18 protein-coding genes, 1 tRNA gene and 1 pseudogene are annotated in these 18,337 nt (G+C 72.6%); 4 read left to right on the top strand and 16 right to left on the bottom strand.

Translation table 11 applies throughout. The features are described from left to right. From PCA76_RS16805 to PCA76_RS16830, 6 genes are all read right to left on the bottom strand, one after another. Positions 1–333, bottom strand: a complete 333-nt coding sequence (locus tag PCA76_RS16805) for a small basic family protein (protein ID WP_030327710.1) — start codon at positions 331–333, stop codon at positions 1–3. Next, complete coding sequence (locus tag PCA76_RS16810) at positions 330–1,274, bottom strand: DUF881 domain-containing protein (protein WP_272611372.1); 945 nt, start codon at positions 1,272–1,274, stop codon at positions 330–332. Before PCA76_RS16810 ends, PCA76_RS16805 begins: the two co-directional genes overlap by 4 nt. Continuing rightward, positions 1,271–1,903 (bottom strand): CDP-alcohol phosphatidyltransferase family protein, encoded by a 633-nt coding sequence (locus tag PCA76_RS16815; RefSeq protein WP_272611374.1) that lies wholly within the window; start codon positions 1,901–1,903, stop codon positions 1,271–1,273. Before PCA76_RS16815 ends, PCA76_RS16810 begins: the two co-directional genes overlap by 4 nt. Positions 1,904–2,193: 290 nt before the next feature. Further along, positions 2,194–2,658 carry a MarR family winged helix-turn-helix transcriptional regulator gene (locus PCA76_RS16820; protein ID WP_272611375.1) on the bottom strand — a complete coding sequence of 155 codons (465 nt, stop codon included), beginning with the start codon at positions 2,656–2,658 and terminating at the stop codon, positions 2,194–2,196. Between the two features lie 56 nt (positions 2,659–2,714). After that, positions 2,715–3,893, bottom strand: coding sequence for a PP2C family protein-serine/threonine phosphatase (locus PCA76_RS16825; protein WP_272611376.1), 1,179 nt, complete (start codon positions 3,891–3,893; stop codon positions 2,715–2,717). Between the two features lie 71 nt (positions 3,894–3,964). Further along, positions 3,965–4,711, bottom strand: coding sequence for an SAM-dependent methyltransferase (locus PCA76_RS16830; RefSeq protein ID WP_272611377.1), 747 nt, complete (start codon positions 4,709–4,711; stop codon positions 3,965–3,967). A gap of 115 nt (positions 4,712–4,826) precedes the next feature. Between PCA76_RS16830 and PCA76_RS16835 the strand changes: the two genes are divergently transcribed. The 3 genes from PCA76_RS16835 to PCA76_RS16845 all read left to right on the top strand — a co-directional run bounded on the left by PCA76_RS16835 (position 4,827) and on the right by PCA76_RS16845 (position 6,482). Next, positions 4,827–5,708 (top strand): universal stress protein, encoded by an 882-nt coding sequence (locus PCA76_RS16835; RefSeq protein WP_272611378.1) that lies wholly within the window; start codon positions 4,827–4,829, stop codon positions 5,706–5,708. 88 nt (positions 5,709–5,796) lie between these two features. Beyond that, positions 5,797–6,009 (top strand): phosphatidylethanolamine-binding protein, encoded by a 213-nt coding sequence (locus PCA76_RS16840; protein ID WP_088989541.1) that lies wholly within the window; start codon positions 5,797–5,799, stop codon positions 6,007–6,009. Then, positions 6,006–6,482, top strand: coding sequence for a hypothetical protein (locus PCA76_RS16845; RefSeq protein WP_272611379.1), 477 nt, complete (start codon positions 6,006–6,008; stop codon positions 6,480–6,482). The genes PCA76_RS16840 and PCA76_RS16845 overlap by 4 nt, the downstream gene beginning before the upstream one ends. Here PCA76_RS16845 and PCA76_RS16850 read toward each other — a convergent pair whose 3' ends face one another. Further along, complete coding sequence (locus tag PCA76_RS16850) at positions 6,483–6,680, bottom strand: hypothetical protein (protein ID WP_272611380.1); 198 nt, start codon at positions 6,678–6,680, stop codon at positions 6,483–6,485. It abuts the gene before it with no gap. Between the two features lie 133 nt (positions 6,681–6,813). Between PCA76_RS16850 and PCA76_RS16855 the strand changes: the two genes are divergently transcribed. Next, the gene (locus PCA76_RS16855; protein ID WP_272611381.1) at positions 6,814–7,464 is read left to right on the top strand and encodes a hypothetical protein; all 651 of its coding nucleotides are present in this window, start codon (positions 6,814–6,816) and stop codon (positions 7,462–7,464) included. 5 nt (positions 7,465–7,469) lie between these two features. On the opposite strand, the gene PCA76_RS16860 is transcribed toward PCA76_RS16855, so the two are convergent. The 9 genes and pseudogenes from PCA76_RS16860 to fdh all read right to left on the bottom strand — a co-directional run bounded on the left by PCA76_RS16860 (position 7,470) and on the right by fdh (position 18,136). Then, on the bottom strand, positions 7,470–7,655 hold the full coding sequence (locus PCA76_RS16860) for a hypothetical protein (RefSeq protein WP_036410487.1): 186 nt from the start codon (positions 7,653–7,655) through the stop codon (positions 7,470–7,472). Between the two features lie 70 nt (positions 7,656–7,725). Continuing rightward, positions 7,726–9,003 carry a hemolysin family protein gene (locus PCA76_RS16865; RefSeq protein WP_272611382.1) on the bottom strand — a complete coding sequence of 426 codons (1,278 nt, stop codon included), beginning with the start codon at positions 9,001–9,003 and terminating at the stop codon, positions 7,726–7,728. An 82-nt stretch (positions 9,004–9,085) separates the two neighbouring features. After that, a complete protein-coding gene (locus PCA76_RS16870) occupies positions 9,086–9,283 on the bottom strand; it encodes a hypothetical protein (protein WP_272611383.1) in 198 nt (65 codons plus the stop codon). Between the two features lie 63 nt (positions 9,284–9,346). Next, positions 9,347–11,101, bottom strand: a complete 1,755-nt coding sequence (selB, locus tag PCA76_RS16875) for a selenocysteine-specific translation elongation factor (protein ID WP_272611384.1) — start codon at positions 11,099–11,101, stop codon at positions 9,347–9,349. A 2-nt stretch (positions 11,102–11,103) separates the two neighbouring features. Continuing rightward, positions 11,104–12,407 (bottom strand): annotated as a pseudogene (gene selA / locus PCA76_RS16880) (L-seryl-tRNA(Sec) selenium transferase). A gap of 22 nt (positions 12,408–12,429) precedes the next feature. Next, positions 12,430–12,525, bottom strand: a tRNA-Sec gene (locus tag PCA76_RS16885). A gap of 13 nt (positions 12,526–12,538) precedes the next feature. Further along, entirely contained in the window at positions 12,539–13,771 is a 1,233-nt protein-coding gene (gene nrfD / locus PCA76_RS16890) for an NrfD/PsrC family molybdoenzyme membrane anchor subunit (protein WP_272611385.1), read from the bottom strand. Beyond that, positions 13,768–14,871 (bottom strand): 4Fe-4S dicluster domain-containing protein, encoded by a 1,104-nt coding sequence (locus tag PCA76_RS16895; RefSeq protein ID WP_272619439.1) that lies wholly within the window; start codon positions 14,869–14,871, stop codon positions 13,768–13,770. The genes nrfD and PCA76_RS16895 overlap by 4 nt, the downstream gene beginning before the upstream one ends. Next, positions 14,864–18,136 (bottom strand): formate dehydrogenase, encoded by a 3,273-nt coding sequence (fdh, locus tag PCA76_RS16900; RefSeq protein ID WP_272611386.1) that lies wholly within the window; start codon positions 18,134–18,136, stop codon positions 14,864–14,866. The genes PCA76_RS16895 and fdh overlap by 8 nt, the downstream gene beginning before the upstream one ends. Positions 18,137–18,337: the final 201 nt, after the last annotated feature.

Below are 18,337 nucleotides of genomic sequence, written 5' to 3' on the forward strand. Positions count from 1 at the left end.
CTACGCCCGGAACAGGTGCCGACGGATCGCCGCCACGTTGCCGAAGATGCGCACACCCAGCACGACGACCACACCGGTGGACAACTGCCCGCCCACCCCCAACTGGTCACCCAGATACACGATCAGACCAGCAACCAGCACATTCGAGATGAACGACACCACGAACTGCTTGTCGTCGAAGATGCGGTCCAACCTGGCCCGCACACCACCGAACACCGCGTCCAACGCGGCCACCACCGCGATCGGCAGGTACGGCTGCAACGCCGCCGGCACCGTGGGATCAAGCCACACACCGAGCACCACACCGGCGAGCAACGCCAGCACCGCGATCATCGGCCACCTCCGAAGGGGCTAACGGTCGTCGTCGGACCGGACGACCCGGGACTGCCGGACCGGACACCCGACGCGGAAGGGCTCGGACTGACCGACGGCTTGGCGTAGCGTAGCTGCGGCTCCGCAGCCGCCGGCAGGGTGAGGTCGTCCGCCTCCCGCACACCGAACGACAACCCGGTCTTCTGCGCGACCTCCCGCATCAGCGCAGCGTTACGGCTGTCCTCGAACGCGCGCCGCATCGAACCCGGCCCGATCGCCGACACCTCGTACGGGCCGGTCACCGGCCGGAAATCCACCAGCATCGCCTCACCCGCCGACCGGATCGTCGACGTCGACGTCAACCGCTGCCCGTTGATGGCGATCGCCTCCGCGCCGGCACTCCACAACGCGTTCGCCACCCCCTGCAGGTCGCTGTAGAGCACCCGCGGCGGCCCCGCGCCGGCGCCGGTCACGGCGTCCGCGTTGTCCGGCGCGTCCGCCAACCGCACCACCACACCATCGCCGCGCACCCGACCCAGCCCGGTGCTCGCCTCCAGGCTCCGCAGCCGCGCTGCTGCCGACCCGCTCAACGCCGCGTCCCGCTGCCGACTGACCTCTTCGCGCAGCTGGTCCGCTCGCGTGGACAACCGATCGGTCTGGCTCTCCCGGTCCTTGATCTGCGTCACCAGACCGGAGCGGGCCTGGCTGCGCCCAGGTTCGTCCGCCATCGTCTGCCGGTACGCGACCGCGAACAGGAAACCGAGCAGCACCGCCACGACCAGGCTGACCGACCGTGCCGACCAGGCACGCCACCCCCGGGTCGGCTCGCTGGACGCCGACCGCCGTCGAGCAGCCGCCGCGTCCGCGTACCCCGGGTCCAGTGGGTTGCGAAACAGTTCGGTGAGGAAGTCCGGCGCGTACACCCGGTCCTGGCGGGGCTTACCGGGCTGTGGGGCGCTCACGCCGCCGCTCCCGAGCCGCGCGCCGCGCGCACCAGCCGTGCCGCCTGTACGACGTACATCCCGCCGGCCACCCAGTAGAGCACCAACCCCCACCAGGCCAACCCCCAGCCGATGGCACTCGCTGCCGTCGCCACGTCGGTCGCCGCGGTGGCCAACAGCAGCACCGGGAACGCCGCGAGCAGCAGGAACGTGGCGGTCTTGCCGACGTAGTGCACCGGCGGCGGCCCGTACCCGAAGCGACGCAGCACCGCCAGGGACCCGAGCAGGAGCAGTTCACGGGCCAGCAGCGCCGCCGTGAACTGCCACGGCACCACCTCCCGTGCGGTGAAGGCGACCAGGGTGGCGAGGATGTAGAGCCGATCGGCCAGCGGGTCGAGCAGCTCCCCGAGTCGGCTCACCTGGTGCAGACGGCGGGCGATCCAACCGTCGACCCAGTCGGTGGTGCCGCCGATGGCAAGCACGACGAGCGCCGCCACGTCGGCCCGCGCGACCAGGAACAGGTAGAGGAAGATCGGCACGCCCAGCAGACGTCCGAAGCTGATCAGGTTGGGCAGGGTGAGCACCTGGTTGCCGGGGGTCTGGTCGTCGATGTCCCGCGGTTGCTCTGCCCGAGCCGGCCGACGCGACACCGATCCTCCTTCACGGCACGGGCCCCCGGCCGACGCGGGGCGCGGCTGAGGGTCGTACGCGCTGTCGGGCCGGCCACCGCCGGCTCCCCTGCGGCCCCGGGCGGGGCCCCTTCCCCTGATGCGGCCCGCGATCTCGATGATCGCGGGCCGGGTAAGTGCGCTGTCACTATATCGGGCTTCCCTCGGCTTCCCGGGTGCCGCCAGGCGGCCTCCGGTGCGGCGGTGTCGCATTGTGGCGTGGATCACCACGCGTAGAGCGTCCTAGGATACTAGTGGAAGGCGGGTGGCGCTCAGGCCGTCTGGACCGCGGAATCGGTCTGCTGCTCGGGCACCGGCTGGGTCGCCGCCCGAGCGAACGCGACCAACGCCAGCAACAGGTCATGCTGCATCCGCGCCGGCATCCGATCCAGCACCGCCTGCACCGCGCGCTGCCGCCGCTCGGCCAACTCCCCCAACAGGGTCAACGCGGCGGCGGTCGGCACCAACCGCACCTCACGCCGATCCCGTGGATCGGCCACCCGGCGCAACAGCCCGGTCGCCTCGAGCCGGTCGCAGAGGCGGCTCGCCGACGAGGGCACCACGTCCAGCAGCTCCGCCAACCCGTTGACATTTGTCTCCTGCCGGCTGCTGATCAGCGTCAGCACCCGCAGCTGGGTGGGCGGCACCTGGGGTCGCGACGACGCCGAGTCGAGGACGGCGATCAGTGTCTCGGCAGCCACGTCGATCGCCGCGGCGAGATCCGCAGATCGCTCCACCCGATGTCCCCTGCCGTCGTCGCGCGGATGGCCGCCCAACGGAGCGGCGGCGACCCTCACCCGCTGCTCCGTTCACGCGGACCGTGCCAGTCCAGACAGACCACGACAGCGTCGTCGCGCAGATCGGAGTCCGCGTGGTAGGCATGCAGTTCGCGCATCACCGTACCAACCGCTTCGGCTGGCGGCTGCAAGCGCGTGGCGCGCAGGGAACGTGCCATCACTCGCTGCCCGTACGGCTCCTGGCCCGGCGGCTCGGCGGCCCACACCCCGTCGCTGACCACGAAGAGGCGATCACCCGGCGCGAGGTGCAGCTCCTGCAACTCGTAGCGGGTCTCCGCGAACATGCCCAGCGGCAGCTGCTGATCCAGCTTCATCGGCTCCACCACGGACCCGCGCATCCGCAGCATGTGCGGAGATCCCGCGTCGACCGCCCGGACCCGGCCGGTGCGAGTGTCCACCTCGAGCAGCAGAGTGGCCACGGACCGGCGGCCCCGGTGCTGGTAGAAGACCGTGTCCGAGGCAAGCTCGGCCTGCTCCACCAGGCCCCCACCGGAGCGACGCGCGTTGCGCATCGCGTTGACCGTGACGGCGGTCAGCATCGACGCGGCCAGGCCACTGCCCTCGCCGTTGAGCACCGTCAGGGTGAGACGGTCGCCGTCCAGGGACCAGTCGAAGTGGTCACCACCCACCGTGTACGCCGGCTCGAGCTGGCCGGCCAGATCGAACGCGTGGTGCGCCACACTGCGACCGGGCAGCAGGTCCCACTGCATCTCGGCGGCCATCGTCAGTCGCTCGCGACGGCGGGCCCGCCGGTAGCGGTCGGTCTCCCGGTCCGCCGCACGCATCGCCACCGCCAGGGCACCGGCGATGTCCGTCGCGCGGCCGGTGACGGCCGGACCCGGTACGGCGGGCAGCTCGATCAGCAGCACACCAAGCCGCTCCCCCCACACCGTCAACGGCAGGTAGAGACGGCAAGGGCCTTCGGCGGCGATATCGCGCACCGGTTGCTGGCTGCTGAAGCAGCGCTGCGCCACGGTGTGGCAGGCCAGGAACCCGGCCGCCGGCAGATCCGGATCCAGCACCGGCCAGAGCCCGCTGATCCGGTAGTCGGCGACGAACACGTCGGTGCGCAGCGCGCCCATCGTCGACCGGATCGCCCGGTCCGCCGCCTCTGCCAACTGATCGGGCGGGGCCTCGCGCAGCGCGCGCGACACCCCGTCCGGCGCGTCCACCATGGTCGTCCTCCCCCGAAGCTTGCTATACGGCAAGCATCATACGGACGCCTCCGAACGACGAACCCGCGCGGTCAGTCACCACCCCGGGCGGCGAGCACGCCATGGAACGCGTCGGGCACCTGCGCCGGCGGACCCTCCGGTCGCCACTGGGTGACCGGGACGATCCCGTCCGCCGTCGGCGCCCACCGACCCAGCAGCGGCGCGAACGCCGCCGGTGGACGCATCCGGAACTGCGGCCCCATCATCGCCAGCGCCTGCGGGTGCCCCGCCAGCTCCTCGGTGTCGAAGTCCACGGCGAGCAGGCTGCCCGGCGCCGCTGCGGCGTACAGCTCGTCGAGGGTACGGGTCAACGTGGCGTCGTCGAGGAACGCTGCGAGCCCGAGAAAGACGACCCCGACCGGCCGCCGGCCCCAACCCGGAACGAAACGGTGCAGCTGCGCCGGGTCGACCGTGCCGATGTCGGTCGCGTCACCGAAGCCGTAGCCGGCCCGGTCGCTGCCGGCGAGGACGCTCTGCCCCAGCCGGATCGTCACCGGGTCGACATCGGTGTAGAGCACGGTCGCGTCGGTGGCGACCTCGTGCACGTTGCCCATCGTGGGCACCCCGGCGCCGAACACCAGGAAAGCGTCCACGCCCTGCCCGGCCATGGCCCGCACCGCCCGGCCGAGGAACGCCCGCAGCTCCCGGAAAACCGGCGCGCACGGCCCGTACGCCTGCTCGAACGCCCCCGCGGCGGCCACGTCGACGGGGAAGTGGCGCGCCCCGCCGAGCCAAAAGTCGATCATGCGCGCGGTGCTCGGCTGGTCTGGTTCACCCATCGACGACGCCCCTCCCCGGCCGGTCGTCGCCAGCGTACCGACCGGGGAGCGCTCCGCGGTATCACGGCGCGACGGCGTCTCCGCCCGCGATACTGGCCCCGGCGGGAGGTGGGCGGTGAACTCGGCGAACAGCGCGGCGGTGGTGGTCGGCGTGGACGGCTCGGAGACGGCGCTGCGCGCCGTACGCCTCGCCGCCACGGAGGCGGCGCGCCGGCATCGGCCACTGCGGGTCGTACACGGCTTCATCTGGCCGCTGCTGCACGTGCCGGTCTCCCCCGCCCCCGATGCGCCGCCCGGAGGTGGGCTGCGCCACCGTGCCGAGGAGCTCGTCGAGGCCGCGGTGAACGAGGCCGAGGCGACCGCTCCCGGACTGTCCATCTCCGGCGAGATCATCGACGGTGAGGCCGCCGCCGTGCTGGTGGGCGAATCCCCCACCGCCGCGCTCATCGTGCTCGGCGACCGCGGTTTGGGTGGTTTCACCGCGCTGGTGGTCGGCTCGGTGGCGGTGCAGGTCGCCGCGTACGCCGACTGCCCGGTGCTGGTGGTCCGCGGCGAGCAACGACCCGACGAACCGGTACTGGTCGCGGTGGACGGTTCGGAGGCCTCCCGGCTGGCGGCCGACTTCGCCGCCGAGACCGCCGTGTCGCGCGGCGTGCCGCTGGTGGCGGTGCACGCCTACCGGCACCCGGGCAGCAGCGGCCCGGGCGACATGCAACCCCTGGTGTACGACGAGGCGAAGCTGCACGGCGAGCAGGAGCGGATGCTCGCCGGGTGGCTGACCGGGCTGACCGAGGACCACCGGGAACTGCGGCTGACCTGCCGGGCGGTACGAGGCCGCCCTGGTGCCGTGCTCGCCGAGGCGTCCCGCACCGCCCAACTGGTGGTCGTCGGTGGGCAGGGGCGCGGCGAGGTGACCGGGTTGCTGCTGGGGTCGGTGAGTCAGTCGGTGCTGCACCACGCGCAGTGCCCGGTCGCCGTGGTCCGCGCGCCCCACTAGGGCGCGGGGTTGGCCCGTGGCGAGACGGGTAGACGGCCGCGGTACGCCGATGGCAGCAGGTACCCCAGACCGACCAAGGAGGCAGCAGATGCCAGGACCACGGCCGGGCAGTAACGCGTACGACAAGCAGCGGGCGCGGTTGCGCAACGCGATCGACGACTCCGGACGCCGGGTGCCCGACGGTAAGGCCAACCAGGTCGCCAACAGGATCCTCCAGGAGGATCGGGGACAACGGGGCGTGGTGCGCGGCGACCGCACGTACGGCCCCAAGAGCGAGCGCGAACCGGGCGACCCGAAGTGAGGAGGGTCGACGTGGCCGACGGCGCCATCGCTGGCGCCGTCGGCAGCACCGCGCTGAACGTGGTCAGCTACCTCGACATGGCGCTGCGGGCACGGCCGGAGAGCGACGTCCCGCAGGAGACCGTCGACCGGCTGGCCGGGATCGCGCACGTGGACCTGGGGTCCGGGGACCAGGCGGCGAACCGCCGCTCGGGCCTCGGGCCCCTGATCGGCTACGGGCTGGGCATCGCGGCGGGCGTCGCGTTCGCGCTCTACGCCGGTGGTCGGCGCCAGCCTCTGCCGATGGCCACCGGCCTGCTCGGCGCCGGCGTCATGACCATGACCGACGGGTCGATCACCGCGCTCGGGATCAGTGACCCGCGCACGTGGCGGCGCTCCGACTGGATCTCCGACATCATTCCGCACCTCGCGTACGGGCTGACGGCCGCCGCCACCTGGAACAGGTTGCGGCGGCCGTCAGGCCGCGGTCGCTAGTTAGCGGGTGTCGTCCTCGGCCACCGGCTCACCGGCCGGGCCGTACGGCGACACCTGCCCCTTGGGCACCGGCCGACCCTCGTCGCCGCGCGACGAGCCGCGGTTGAGCGGGTGCCCGGTGGGCTTGGGCCCCTTGCTGTCCTGACTGGTGGCTCCCTTGGCGTTGCGCCGGAGCTCCTCCTGCTGCGGGTTGACCACGGGTGTCTCCCTCCGGATACGGCAGGCGGCATCGACCGCCTCCCCCGCCGGCATACCCGCCCGCCCCGGCGGCATTCCGGCCCCGGGCACCGGCGCGACGGCTAGCGGGGCACGGACTGGGTACCCGGTCGGCGTGGGTAACGATCGAACGGTGGTGGAGGTCCTGCTGGACCGGCGTGGCCGCACGTACGCGGAGGAGGCCGGTATCCGGCTCTCCGACCGCCCCGGGCCGCTGTACCAGCTGCTGGTGCTGGCCACCCTGCTGAGCACCCGGATCCGGGCGTGCGTGGCGGTGGACGCCGCGCGGGAGCTGTTCGCCGCGGGCTACCGCACCCCACAGGCGATGGAGGCGGCCAGCTGGCAGGAGCGGGTCGACGCGCTGGGCCGGGGCCACTACCGCCGCTACGACGAGCGGACCGCCACCATGCTCGGCACCGGCGCCCGACTGTGCCTGGACCGCTGGCACGGTGACCTGCGGCGACTGCACCGGGAAGCCCAGGGCGACCCCGCTGGGCTGCGTCGACGGCTCACCGAGTTTCCCGGCATCGGCCCCACCGGCGCGGACATCTACCTGCGGGAAGCTCAGACGGTCTGGTCGGACCTGCGCCCGTACGCCGACCGTCGCGCGCTGGCCGGGGCGAAGCGGCTGGGTCTGCCGGGCTCCCCGGACGGGTTGGCCGACCTCGTGGACGAACCGGACTTCGGCCGGCTCGCCTCCGCGCTGGTGCGGGTGGCGCTCGGCGAGGAGTCCGCTGGCGAGGTCACCCGCGTCGCCGCCCGCTGAGGCGCTCACTTCACCGTCTTGTCCCCCGGGCGGGTCAGGTGCCACACCAGCAGCGCGGCGAGCAGCGCCAGGACCACCACTCCGCCGGAGATGCCACGGCCCTCCTCGGGGCTGCGGCCGGCGCTCCCGAAGTAGATCACCGCGAGGCCGGCCAGCACCGTGACGAACGTACGCAACCCTCGGTCCTTCACGTATCGCACCGTAGGGCGGCCGAATCCGCTCTGGGGGGTTTTTGGCGTATTGCCCTCTTCTGGGTGATGGTCAGCGTTCGGTGACGAACCCGCGTAGCCGCACCCGCCGCACCGCCCGGTCGGCGACCTCCACCACCTCCAGGGTCAACCCGGGCAGGCGCACCAACTCCCCTGGCTCATCCGGCAGGTGCCGCAGCCGAGCCAGCACCAACCCCGCCACCGTGGTGTAGTCCCGGGACAACGGGAAGCTCAGCCGCACCCCCAGATCAGGCAGGTCGTGCAGCGGGAAGTCACCGGGCACCAGCAGGGACCCGTCCGGTTCCCGGATCACCCCGTGCACATCGCGGTCGGTCTCGTCGTACAACTCACCGACCACCTCGGCCAGCAGATCCTCCATGGTGACCATGCCGTCGATGCCGCCGTGCTCGTCGACCACCAGGGCCAGTTGCTGATGCTCCTGACGAAGCTGACGCAACGCGTCGGCGACCGGCAGGGTGACCGGCAGCAGCAGCGGCGGCCGGACCCGTTCGCCCACCGAGGCGGTGCCGGCCTGCACCAGGTCACGGATGTGCACCACACCCAGCACGTCGTCCAGGCCGGCGGCACCGGTGACCGGAGCGCGGGACCGGCCGGCGGCGGCGAGCCGACGCACGCCCTCGTCGGCGGTCAGGTTGGCCGGCAGCGTGGTCACCTCCCGCCGGGCCACCAGGATCTCCCGCAGCGTCCGGCCGGCGATGTCGAACGCGCCAGACAGGATCTCCCGCTGCTGGGCCGACAGGCCGCGCTGGCTGGCCAGCATCTCCCGCAGCTCATCCTCGGTCATCTCCTCCCGGTTGGCCCGCGGGTCACCGCCGGCCAGCCGTACCACGGCGTCGGTGGCCCGACTGAGCAGCCACACCGCCGGTCGGGACACTCGGGCGAGCAGGTCCAGCGGGCCGGCGCTCAGCAGCGCCCACCGCTCCGCCCGCTGCATGGCCAGCCGCTTCGGGGCCAACTCCCCGAGCACCAATGTGACGAAGGTCAGCAGCATGGTCACCAGCAGCACCGAGGCGGGGCGGGCCGCGCCGCCGAGGAAGCCCAGCGGGCCGACCAGCGGCCCGGCCAGGGACACGGCGGCCGCCGCCGACGCGAGGAACCCGGCCAGGGTGATGCCGAGCTGAATCGTGGCCAGGTAGCGGTTCGGGTCGCGGGACAGTTGCACCAACCGGTCGCCGGCGCGCGACCGCCGGCCCAGCCGCCGCAGCTGCCCCTCGCGCAGCGTCACCAGAGCCATCTCGCTGCCGGAAAGCGCGGCGTTGACCAGCACCAGCACGGCCACCAGCGCCAACTGCCCGAGCTGACCGCCCATCGCGCACCCCCGTCCGCCGCCTCAGGTCACTCAACCGCAGCGGGGCCGGCTCCGGGTGCGGATTCAACCCGGCGTGCCCCGCTCAGTCGACCTCCAGGTCATCCAGCGAGATGGCGTGCGTCATCAGCCACCGGGCCAGCGCCGACATACCGAACAGCCAGAGCGGCACAGACTCGGTGGGGCCGTTCGTGGCGTAGACGGCGAACCGCAGGTCCGGCGCGCGGTACGCCTCGATCCGCCACTGGTGCTGCCGGTCCCGCCAGACCGCGGAAGGGTCCATGGCGTCACCGTAGGTGACCACCGCCGACCCGGGGGCCGGTTAGGCCCGGTGCACGTGCGGCGCTCAGGTGACGACGATGCGGGCGTCGTCGGGCAGTCGTCGGGTCGCGCCCCGACGGTCCAGCAGCTCCAGCAGTGGCACCGCCACCCGGCGGGTGGTGTCCAACGCCTGCCGGGCCGCCGAGAGGGTGAACGGTTGGGGTAGCCCGGCCAACACCCGGACTGCGTCGTCGAGCGCGTCGGGCAGCAGCACCACGTTGTCGGCCAGCCGCAGCAGGGCGCCCGCGCGCACCGCGGCTCCGATCTCCCGGGGGCCCAGACCGAGGTCGACGAGGTGGTCCGCCTCGGGGGCGCGAAACGGCCGGTCACCGTACTCGGCGCGGACCCGTTGCACGGCCCGGGCCACCGGTTCGGGCAGCGCGTCGGCGCCCGCCGCCCCGACCCGGCCGGCGTGGATCCGCAGGGGCGGCCGGACCAACGCCTCGACCAGCACCCGGTCGGGCAGGGCGAGGCGCTGGCGCAGCGCGTCGACCGGCATCCCGGGCTCCAACGGGTGCTCCCTGGCGTAGCGGGCGACCTCTTCGGTCAGCTGGTCGCCGAGCCGCCGCCAGTGCGTGGGGTCGGCCAGCCAGTCATCGGCCACCGGGGCGGCGTGCACCGGCACTCCCATCCGGATCAGCGCACCGGCCCGGACCAGCCGGCGGCGGCGCAGCTCACCGGCCAGGTCGGGCCGACCGTCCAACTCGGCGAGGACCTGCGCGCGGACGGCGGCGGCACCACGACGGGCCAGCGGTGGCGGCGCCACGTCCAGCACCCGCACCCCGCCGGACACGTGGTGCCGGCCCGGGTCCCGCAGCAGCGCCCGGTCACCCACCAGCAGCGGCAGCGGACGGGCCAACCGCAGCCGCACGGTGTCCGGACCGAGCGGTCGCACCCGTACCGGCACCGCCGCCGACCCGACGTGCAGGGTGAGGGTGGCCGGCAGGTCGGCCGCCGGGTCGCCGGTGAGCCGGACGTCGACGACGTCGGTGTGGTGGAACCGGCCCGGGGTGAGCAGCGCATCGCCGCGGCCGAGCCGGTCGCGGGGCGTACCGCGCAGGTTGACCGCCACCCGGGCCACCGCCGCCGCCTCCGGTCGGGCTTCGCCCAGTGCGTGCAGGCCACGGACCCGGACCGGTTCGTCGGTGCCGGCCAGCTCCAGCTCGTCGCCCACCCGAAGGCGACCGGCACCGAGGGTGCCGGTGACGACGGTGCCACTGCCCCGCACGGTGAAGCTACGGTCGACCCAGAGCCGGACCGGATCGTCCACCATGGGTGGCGGCAGCCCGGCGGCGAGCCGCTCCAGCGCGGTACGCAGCTCCGGCAGGCCCGCGCCGGTCCGGCCGCTGACGGCCACGGCCTCCACCGCACCGAGGCTCGTCGCGGCGATCTCGGCGCGGGCGCGGGCTGTCGCCGGCCCCGGATCGGCCAGGTCCGCGCGGGTCACCGCCAGCAGGCCGTACGCGACTCCGAGCGCGTCGAGCGCGGCGAGGTGCTCGGCGGACTGCGGCATCCATCCCTCGTCGGCGGCCACCACGATCAGCGCTGCCGGCACCGGGCCGACCCCGGCGAGCATGTTCGGCACGAACCGCTCGTGCCCGGGCACGTCGACGAAGGCGACGGTGCCGCCCGACGGCAGTGTCGTCCAGGCGAAGCCCAGGTCGATGGTCATCCCCCGGCGGCGTTCCTCGGCCCACCGGTCGGGTTCCATCCCGGTCAACGCCCGGACCAGGGTCGACTTGCCGTGGTCGACGTGTCCGGCGGTGGCGACGACGAACACTCTCAGTCGTCCCCGGGTACGCGCAGCACGGCCGCCCGGACGGCCTCGTCGGCGTCGGCGGGCACACACCGCAGGTCGAGCAGGAGTCGGCCCCGCACCACCCGGCCGAGGACCGGCTGGTGTCCGGTGCGCAGCGGCGCCGCGTACCGTTCGGGCAGGCTCAGGGCCCACGAGTCCAGTTCCACACCGGGGGCGCCGCCTCCGCCGACGACCGCGACGGCCGGCACCACCTCCGCCTTGCGGCCGTCCGCGCCGAGCCGGTCGCGGAGCCGCTCCACCCGGCGGCGCAGGGCACCCGGGTCGGCGTGCAACGCCGACCGGGTCGGTGTGTCCGGTTGGTGCAGGGTGGCGGCCAGCGCGGCCAGGGTGAGCTTGTCCACGCGCAGCGCCCGGGCCAGCGGGTGGCGGCGCAGCCGATCGATCAGCGCGACGTCACCGAGCAGCAGCCCCGCCTGCGGCCCGCCGAGCAACTTGTCGCCGCTGGCGGTGACCAGCGCGGCGCCGGCGCGCAGGGTGCCGGCCGCGTCGGGTTCGTCGGGCAGCAGCGCATCCGCGCTGAGCAGGCCGGAGCCGATGTCGGCGACAACCGGCACCCCGAGCGTGGCCAGTTGTCGTACTCCGGTGGCGGAGGTGAACCCGGTGATCTGGAAGTTCGATGGGTGCACCTTGAGCACGAAGCCGGTCTGCGGGCCGATCACGGCGGCGTAGTCCGCGAGGGTGGTGCGGTTGGTCGTGCCCACCTCCCGCAGCCGCGCTCCGGTGCTCTCCAACAGGTCGGGCAGGCGGAAGCCGTCCCCGATCTCGACCAGCTCGCCCCGACTGACCACGATCTCCCGGCCGGCGGCCAGCGCGGTGGCGGCCAGCACCAGCGCGGCGGCGCCGTTGTTGACCACGTGCACGGCGCCCGCGTCGGGCACGGCGGCGGCCAGCGCGTCGAGCGCGTCACGGCCACGGCGGGCCCGACGGCCGGTGGTCAGGTCCAGTTCGACATCGGTGTGCCCGGCCGCGCCACCACCGCGGCGACCGCGGCGGACGACAACGGCGCGCGTCCCAGGTTGGTGTGCAGCACGACGCCGGTGGCGTTGAGCACCGAGCGGGGACCGGGTGCGGGCAGCGCGGCGACCGCGACATCCCGAACCTCGTCGGGGTTGATCTCGCCACGGCGAGCCCGATTCTGTGCCCGGGTGACGACCGCCTTGACCTGGTCCCGCCCGAGCGTCACGGTGGCCGCGGCCAACAGCGGGTCGGCGAGCAGCGTGTCGGTTCGGGGCACCCGGCGTCGCGGGTCCACCCGGCCGTCGCCCATCGCGTCATCTCCTGCCCAGCGTTGGCGGAGACGGACGGGAATCGAACCCGCCTGGCCCGGGTCCCGGACCACACCGGTTTTGAAGACCGGGAGGGGCACCAGCCGCCTGAACGCCTCCACCGGACATTCGATCACACTGCGGGCGGGGCCGCCCGATCAGATGGAAGATCCATGCCCGTCCGCCGGGCGTCGACCCGCTCACGTTGTGGCACCACCGTGTACCGAGGGTCGCGGGCGGAGGCGACGCCGCCGTAGAAGATGCCGAACCGGGTCACCACCGACGCGGCCAGCAGCGCCGCACCGGACAACCCGCTGACCACCCGGCTGCGCCGGCCGAGCAGAGCCCCGGCGACACCGCCAGCGGTCAGCAGCCGGCCGGCGCGCAGCAGCTGACCGGGCCGACCCAGCCGGTAGGGCTCGCTGAGCAGGCCGAGGCGGGTCTCCACCCGATGCGCGCCGTACAGCTCCAGGGCCGCGCCGGCCACCGCCATCCGGCGGGCCGGGCCGGCCTGAGCCGGCGGCGCGGCGAGCAGACCCACGCCGGCGCCGCTGGCCAGCGCGCTGCCCGCGAAGATGACCGGCAACTCGGGGTACGCCTCGTGCCAGGACGGCACCGCCGTGTCGGCGAGCAGCACCCCCGTGTACGTGGCCAGCGCGGGCGCGGTGCCAGCGGCGAGCAGCCCAGCGGCGTGCCCGATCGGAGGCAACGCCCGGCCGGCCAACCCGAGCAGGCCGTGACGGGGCAGCCGACCGGCGACCTCGGCGATCGCGGCGACACCCGCGGCCGGCCCGTACGCGGTGAGGATCCAGGTGCCCACCGACATCGGAGAGGTCAGCTTGGCCACGCGGAGCATGTGGTGAAACCGTGCCGGCCTGCCCAGGTCCTTGACCAGGAAGACAGCGCTGGCGCTGACGGCGGCCAGCGCGGTGACCCGACCAGCGCGACGCAGCGCCGGCCGCCCGGTGAGCTGCCCACCCGCGGCGAGCAGCGACGAGCCGGCGGCCAGCCCGCCCGTGAACAGGTACGCGGCGATGTCCCACTTCCAGACCGGCGCCTTCAGGATGGGCCGACCGTAGTACGAGGTGAACTCGGCCTCCGGCACCCGCAACTCCTCGCCGCCCCCACGACGACCGCCCCGGCGACCCGTCCGCCGGCCGGACGGTTCGGCGGTCCGCTGCGGCGGCGAGGTCAGGTCCGCCCGGGCGTCGGTGCCCGCCGGTCCGCGCCGCACGCTCGCCTCCGGCGGCACCGGGACGCCCAGCCGGCCCGAGCCGTCGGCGGCCAGGCGGCCGGAGCCGTCGGCGGCCAGGCGGTCGCGGAAGCGGCGGAACAGGTCGCCCACCTCGGGACGGTGCGGACTCACGACGAACCTCCGACGAACGCGGCGACGGTGGCCGCCGCCATGACGAGGGCCGCGAGGCCGGCGCGCTTCCACATGGCCGGCAGATCGCGGGTGGTCACAATCGGATCCGGTGGCAGGCCGTACACCTCGGGCTCGTCGAGGAGCAGGAAGAACGCACCGTCACCGCCCACACCATCATTCGGGTCATGCCCGTACAACCGCGCCTCGGGGACCCCCCGCTCGTGCAGCGTCTCGACCCGCGCGGCAGCCCGCTCCCGCAACTCGTCCAAAGCCCCGTACTGAATCGACTCGGTCGGACACGCCTGCGCACACGCCGGAGTCATCCCCGCGCCAAGCCGGTCGTAGCACAGCGTGCACTTCCACGCCCGCCCATCATCCTTACGCTGATCAATCACACCATAAGGACAGGCCGAGATGCAGTAACCACACCCATTGCAGATGTCCTCCTGCACCACCACCGTCCCGAACTCCGTCCGGAACAACGAACCCGTCGGGCAAACATCCAGGCACGCCGCATGCGTGCAGTGCTTGCACACGTCAGACATCATCAGCCAACGGAAATCACTACGCCCCTCCGCGCCGGTGCCCCGACCCGGCGGCTGCGCACCCGGCATCCCGAGGAACTGCGGACCCGCGCCGGCGTCGGCCCGTGCGACACCGACCGGGGCGCCGAGGACGTCGGCCGGCCCGCCCGCAGCCATCCGAGCGGCCGCCGACGGTGAACCGGGCGGTAGCCCCGGGTCCGTACCGGTCGGACCGGCCGTGCCGGCCGCCACGCCTGCCGAGGCGGCGCTGACCGGCTCACCAGTCGGCGTACCCGCGAACGGCGGGGTGCGGTGCCCGACCGGGCGAGGCTGTTCGATGAACGCGACGTGCCGCCATGAGTTCGCGGTCAACGCACCGGTGTTGTCGTACGACATGCCGAGCAGGTCGAGGCCGCTCTGCGGGACGCCATTCCACTCCTTGCACGCCACCTCACAAGCCTTACAGCCGATGCAGACGCTGGTGTCGGTGAAGAACCCCATCCGCGGCGGCGCGTCCACGTAACCGGCGTCGGGCGCCGGGTCCAGCGGGCCGTACAGGCTGTTCGGGTCAGGAATCACCGCGCTCCTTCCCCTCGCTGTCGGTGGTGACCGCCGGGGCGTTCTGGCCCGGCTTGATCCCGGCACGCCGCTGGTAGTCGCCGACCAGGTCCAGCAGCGCCGGTCCGGTGGGACGACGGCCGGGCCGGACGTCGCAGGTGCCGACCTTGCTCTCCTGGATCAAAACGTTCGGGTCGAGGCTGATCCCGAACAGGTCGTTGGCCGAGTCGCCCGTCACCAGACCCTCGAAACCGAAGTGGTACGGCAACCAGACCTGGTGGATGATCCGACCATCCACCCGCAGCGGGGCGAGCCGGTCGGTCACCAACACCTTCGCCTCGATCACCGCACGACCACTGACCAGGTACGCCCAGCCCAGGTGGTCGAGGCCGCGCTCGACCGCCAACTCCGGTGACACCTCCACGAACATCTCCGGTTGCAACTCGGCGAGCGGCGACACGGTCCGGCTCATCCCACCGGCAGTGTGGTGCTCGGTGAGCCGGCTGACCGTGAACACGTACGGGAACACCTGACTGTGTTCCTCCGGCGGGCTCGGGTTCACCGAGTTCACCGGGTGCGCGTACATCTTGCGGGTCGGGTTGGCCTGCTGCCCGTAGAGGGGGTTCCGCACGGGTGACTCGACCGGCTCGTAGTGGGTCGGCATCGGGCCGTCCAGGACGCCGCTGGGCGCGTACAGCCAGCCCTTGCCGTCACCCTGCATGACGAACGGGTCGTCGCCGGCGATGCCCTCCGGCCCGGACGCGCCCGGTGGCGGCCGGTACGACGGCGGTTTCGTCTTCTCGAAGTCCGGCACGTCGTAGCCGGTCCACTCAGCCTTCTCCGGATCCCACCAGACGTAGCGCTTGCGCTCACTCCACGGGTTGCCGTCGGGGTCGGCGGAGGCACGGTTGTAGAGGATGCGCCGGTTCGCCGGCCAGGCCCAGCCCCACTCGGCGGCCACCCAGTCCTGCTCGTGTCGGGACTTGCGCCGGGCTGCCTGGTTCACGCCGTCCGCGTACACCCCGGTGTAGATCCAGCAGCCAATCGCGGTGGAACCGTCCGCACGGGCCTCGGCGAAGCTGGACAACGGCTTTCCGCTCGCCACGTCGTACCCGTTGATCTCACGCAGCACCGACTCGGCGCTCGGCTCCGCGCGCGGACCGTGCGTGGGGTAATCCCAGGTGAGGTCGAGCAGCGCACGGTCGCGCGGCAGTTCGGAGTCGGCCAGCTTCTCCCGCAGCCTGAGCCCCAGGTGGTAGAAGAACCACAGCTCGGATCGGGCGTCGTCGGCGGGCTCGACGGCCTTCTCCCGCCACTGCAACAAGCGTTGGGTCTGGGTGAAGGTCCCCTCCTTCTCCACATGGGAGGCGGCGGGCAGGAAGAACACCTCCGTGCGGCACTCCTCGGGCACGATCTCGCCGGTGGCCACCTCGGGGCCGTTCTGCCAGAACGTCGCGCTTTCGATCATGAACAGGTCCCGGACCACCAACCAGTCCAGGTTGGCCATCCCGAGCCGCTGCGCACGACCGTGCGCCGAGCCGACCGCCGGGTTCTGACCCAGCAGGAAGTACCCCTTGATCTTGCCGTCGATCATGTTGAGCACCTGCTGGTACGTGCCGTGATCGCCGGTCATCCGGGGCAGGTAGCCGTAGCAGTAGTCGTTCTCCGGCGTCGCCGCGTCACCCCAGTACGCCTTGAGCAGGCTGGCAGCGAACGACCGCGCGTTGCCCCAGAACCCCTTCTGGCCCGGGTGCCGAATGCTGTCCACCCACTCGTCGAAGGTCGGGTGCTCGGCGTGGTGCGGCATCGGCAGGTAGCCCGGCAGCAGGTTGAACAACGTCGGGATGTCCGTCGAACCCTGAATGCTGGCGTGCCCGCGCAGCGCCATGACCCCGCCACCCGGGCGACCCATGTTGCCAAGCAACAGCTGGATGATCGCGCCCGTGCGGATGTACTGCACACCCACACTGTGCTGCGTCCAGCCCACCGAATAGATCAGCATCCCGGTGCGTTCCCGGCCGGAGTTCTCCGTCCACGCCTGAGCCAGTTCGAGGAACTTCTCCTGCGGGATGCCGCACACCCGCTCCACCATCTCCGGCGTGTAGCGGGAGAAGTGTCGCTTGAGGATCTGGTAGACGCAGCGCGGATGCTGCAACGTCTCGTCACGCCGGGTCTGCCCGCTCACCTGCGCGCCATGCGACTCGTGCGCCAGCCCCGCGGCGCTGTCCCGCTCCTGGGCGGTGTGCCCACTGCCGGACGAGCCCTCGTGCCCCTCGTACTGCCAGCTGTCCTGCACGTAGGTGCCGGTCTCCGGGTCGAACCCGGAGAAGAAGCCGTCGCCGTCCTCGGTGTCGCTGAACTCCTCGCTGACGATCGTCGCCGCGTTGGTGTACGACAACACGTACTCCCGGAAGTCCAGCTCGTTGTCCAGGATGTACCGCACCACCCCACCGAGCAGGGCGATGTCCGTGCCCGCACGGATCGGCAGGTACGCATCCGCCACAGCACTCGTCCGGGTGAACCTCGGGTCGACGTGGAAGACCTTCGCGCCGCGACGCTTGGCCTCCATCACCCACTGGAAGCCCACCGGATGGGCCTCAGCCATGTTCGAACCCTGAATGACGATGACGTCAGCGTTGGCGATGTCCTGCTGGAAATCCGTCGCACCGCCACGACCGAAGCTGGCCCCCAGACCGGGGACGGTGGCGGAGTGTCAAATACGGGCCTGGTTCTCGATCTGGAGCGCCCCCATCGCGGTGAACAACTTCTTGATGAGGTAGTTCTCCTCGTTGTCCAGCGTCGCCCCACCCAGACTGGAAAAACCCAGCGTCCGGTTGAGCGGCCGGCCCTGCGTGTCGACGTCCTCCCAGGTCTGCTCGCGCGCCGCGAGCATCCGGTCGGCGATCATGTCGAGCGCGGTGTCGAGCTCCAGGTCCTCCCACTGCGTCGAATACGGACGGCGGTAACGGACCTTCGTCTGCCGCAGCGGGCTGGTCACCAGACTCTTACTCGCCGAGCCCTTCGGACAGAGCCGACCCCGCGAGATCGGGCTGTCCGGGTCGCCCTCGATCTGACTGACCTGCCCGTCCTTCACGTACACCCGCTGGCCACAACCCACCGCGCAGTACGGGCAGACGGACCGGGCCACCGAGTCGGCCGTTTCGGTGCGAGCGGTGAGCGCCCGGGATCCGTCGGACTTCGCCGCGGCGCCCCGGCCGAGCGGGTCGGTGCCGGTCAGCTGGCGGTAGACCGGCCAACCCTCGATGAAGGTACGCAGCCTCATGCCTCGACACCCCCTTTCACGCGAGCGACCCCATGAACATAGGCCAGCTGAGTCATCTTCGCGAGCGGGGAAAAACAGACAGCGCCGCCCCCGGCCGGTGGGCCGGGGGCGGCGCTGGTGTCGGTGTGCAGGTCGCCTCTCGGCGAGTGGCACGACGCGGCTCCAGCCGAACGGTATTCCGCGAAGGCGATATTAGGTGAG

The sequence above is a fragment of the Micromonospora sp. LH3U1 genome (genome assembly GCF_028475105.1).
Classification (GTDB): Bacteria; Actinomycetota; Actinomycetes; order Mycobacteriales; family Micromonosporaceae; genus Micromonospora.

Excerpts from the sequence above, each read along its gene's own strand:
- PCA76_RS16805 (WP_030327710.1), bottom strand. The coding sequence starts at position 333 with ATGATCGCGGTGCTGGCGTTGCTCGCCGGTGTGGTGCTCGGTGTGTGG.
- PCA76_RS16825 (WP_272611376.1), bottom strand. The coding sequence starts at position 3,893 with ATGGTGGACGCGCCGGACGGGGTGTCGCGCGCGCTGCGCGAGGCCCCG.
- PCA76_RS16830 (WP_272611377.1), bottom strand. The coding sequence starts at position 4,711 with ATGGGTGAACCAGACCAGCCGAGCACCGCGCGCATGATCGACTTTTGG.
- PCA76_RS16840 (WP_088989541.1), top strand. The coding sequence starts at position 5,797 with ATGCCAGGACCACGGCCGGGCAGTAACGCGTACGACAAGCAGCGGGCG.
- PCA76_RS16865 (WP_272611382.1), bottom strand. The coding sequence starts at position 9,003 with ATGGGCGGTCAGCTCGGGCAGTTGGCGCTGGTGGCCGTGCTGGTGCTG.
- PCA76_RS16870 (WP_272611383.1), bottom strand. The coding sequence starts at position 9,283 with ATGGACCCTTCCGCGGTCTGGCGGGACCGGCAGCACCAGTGGCGGATC.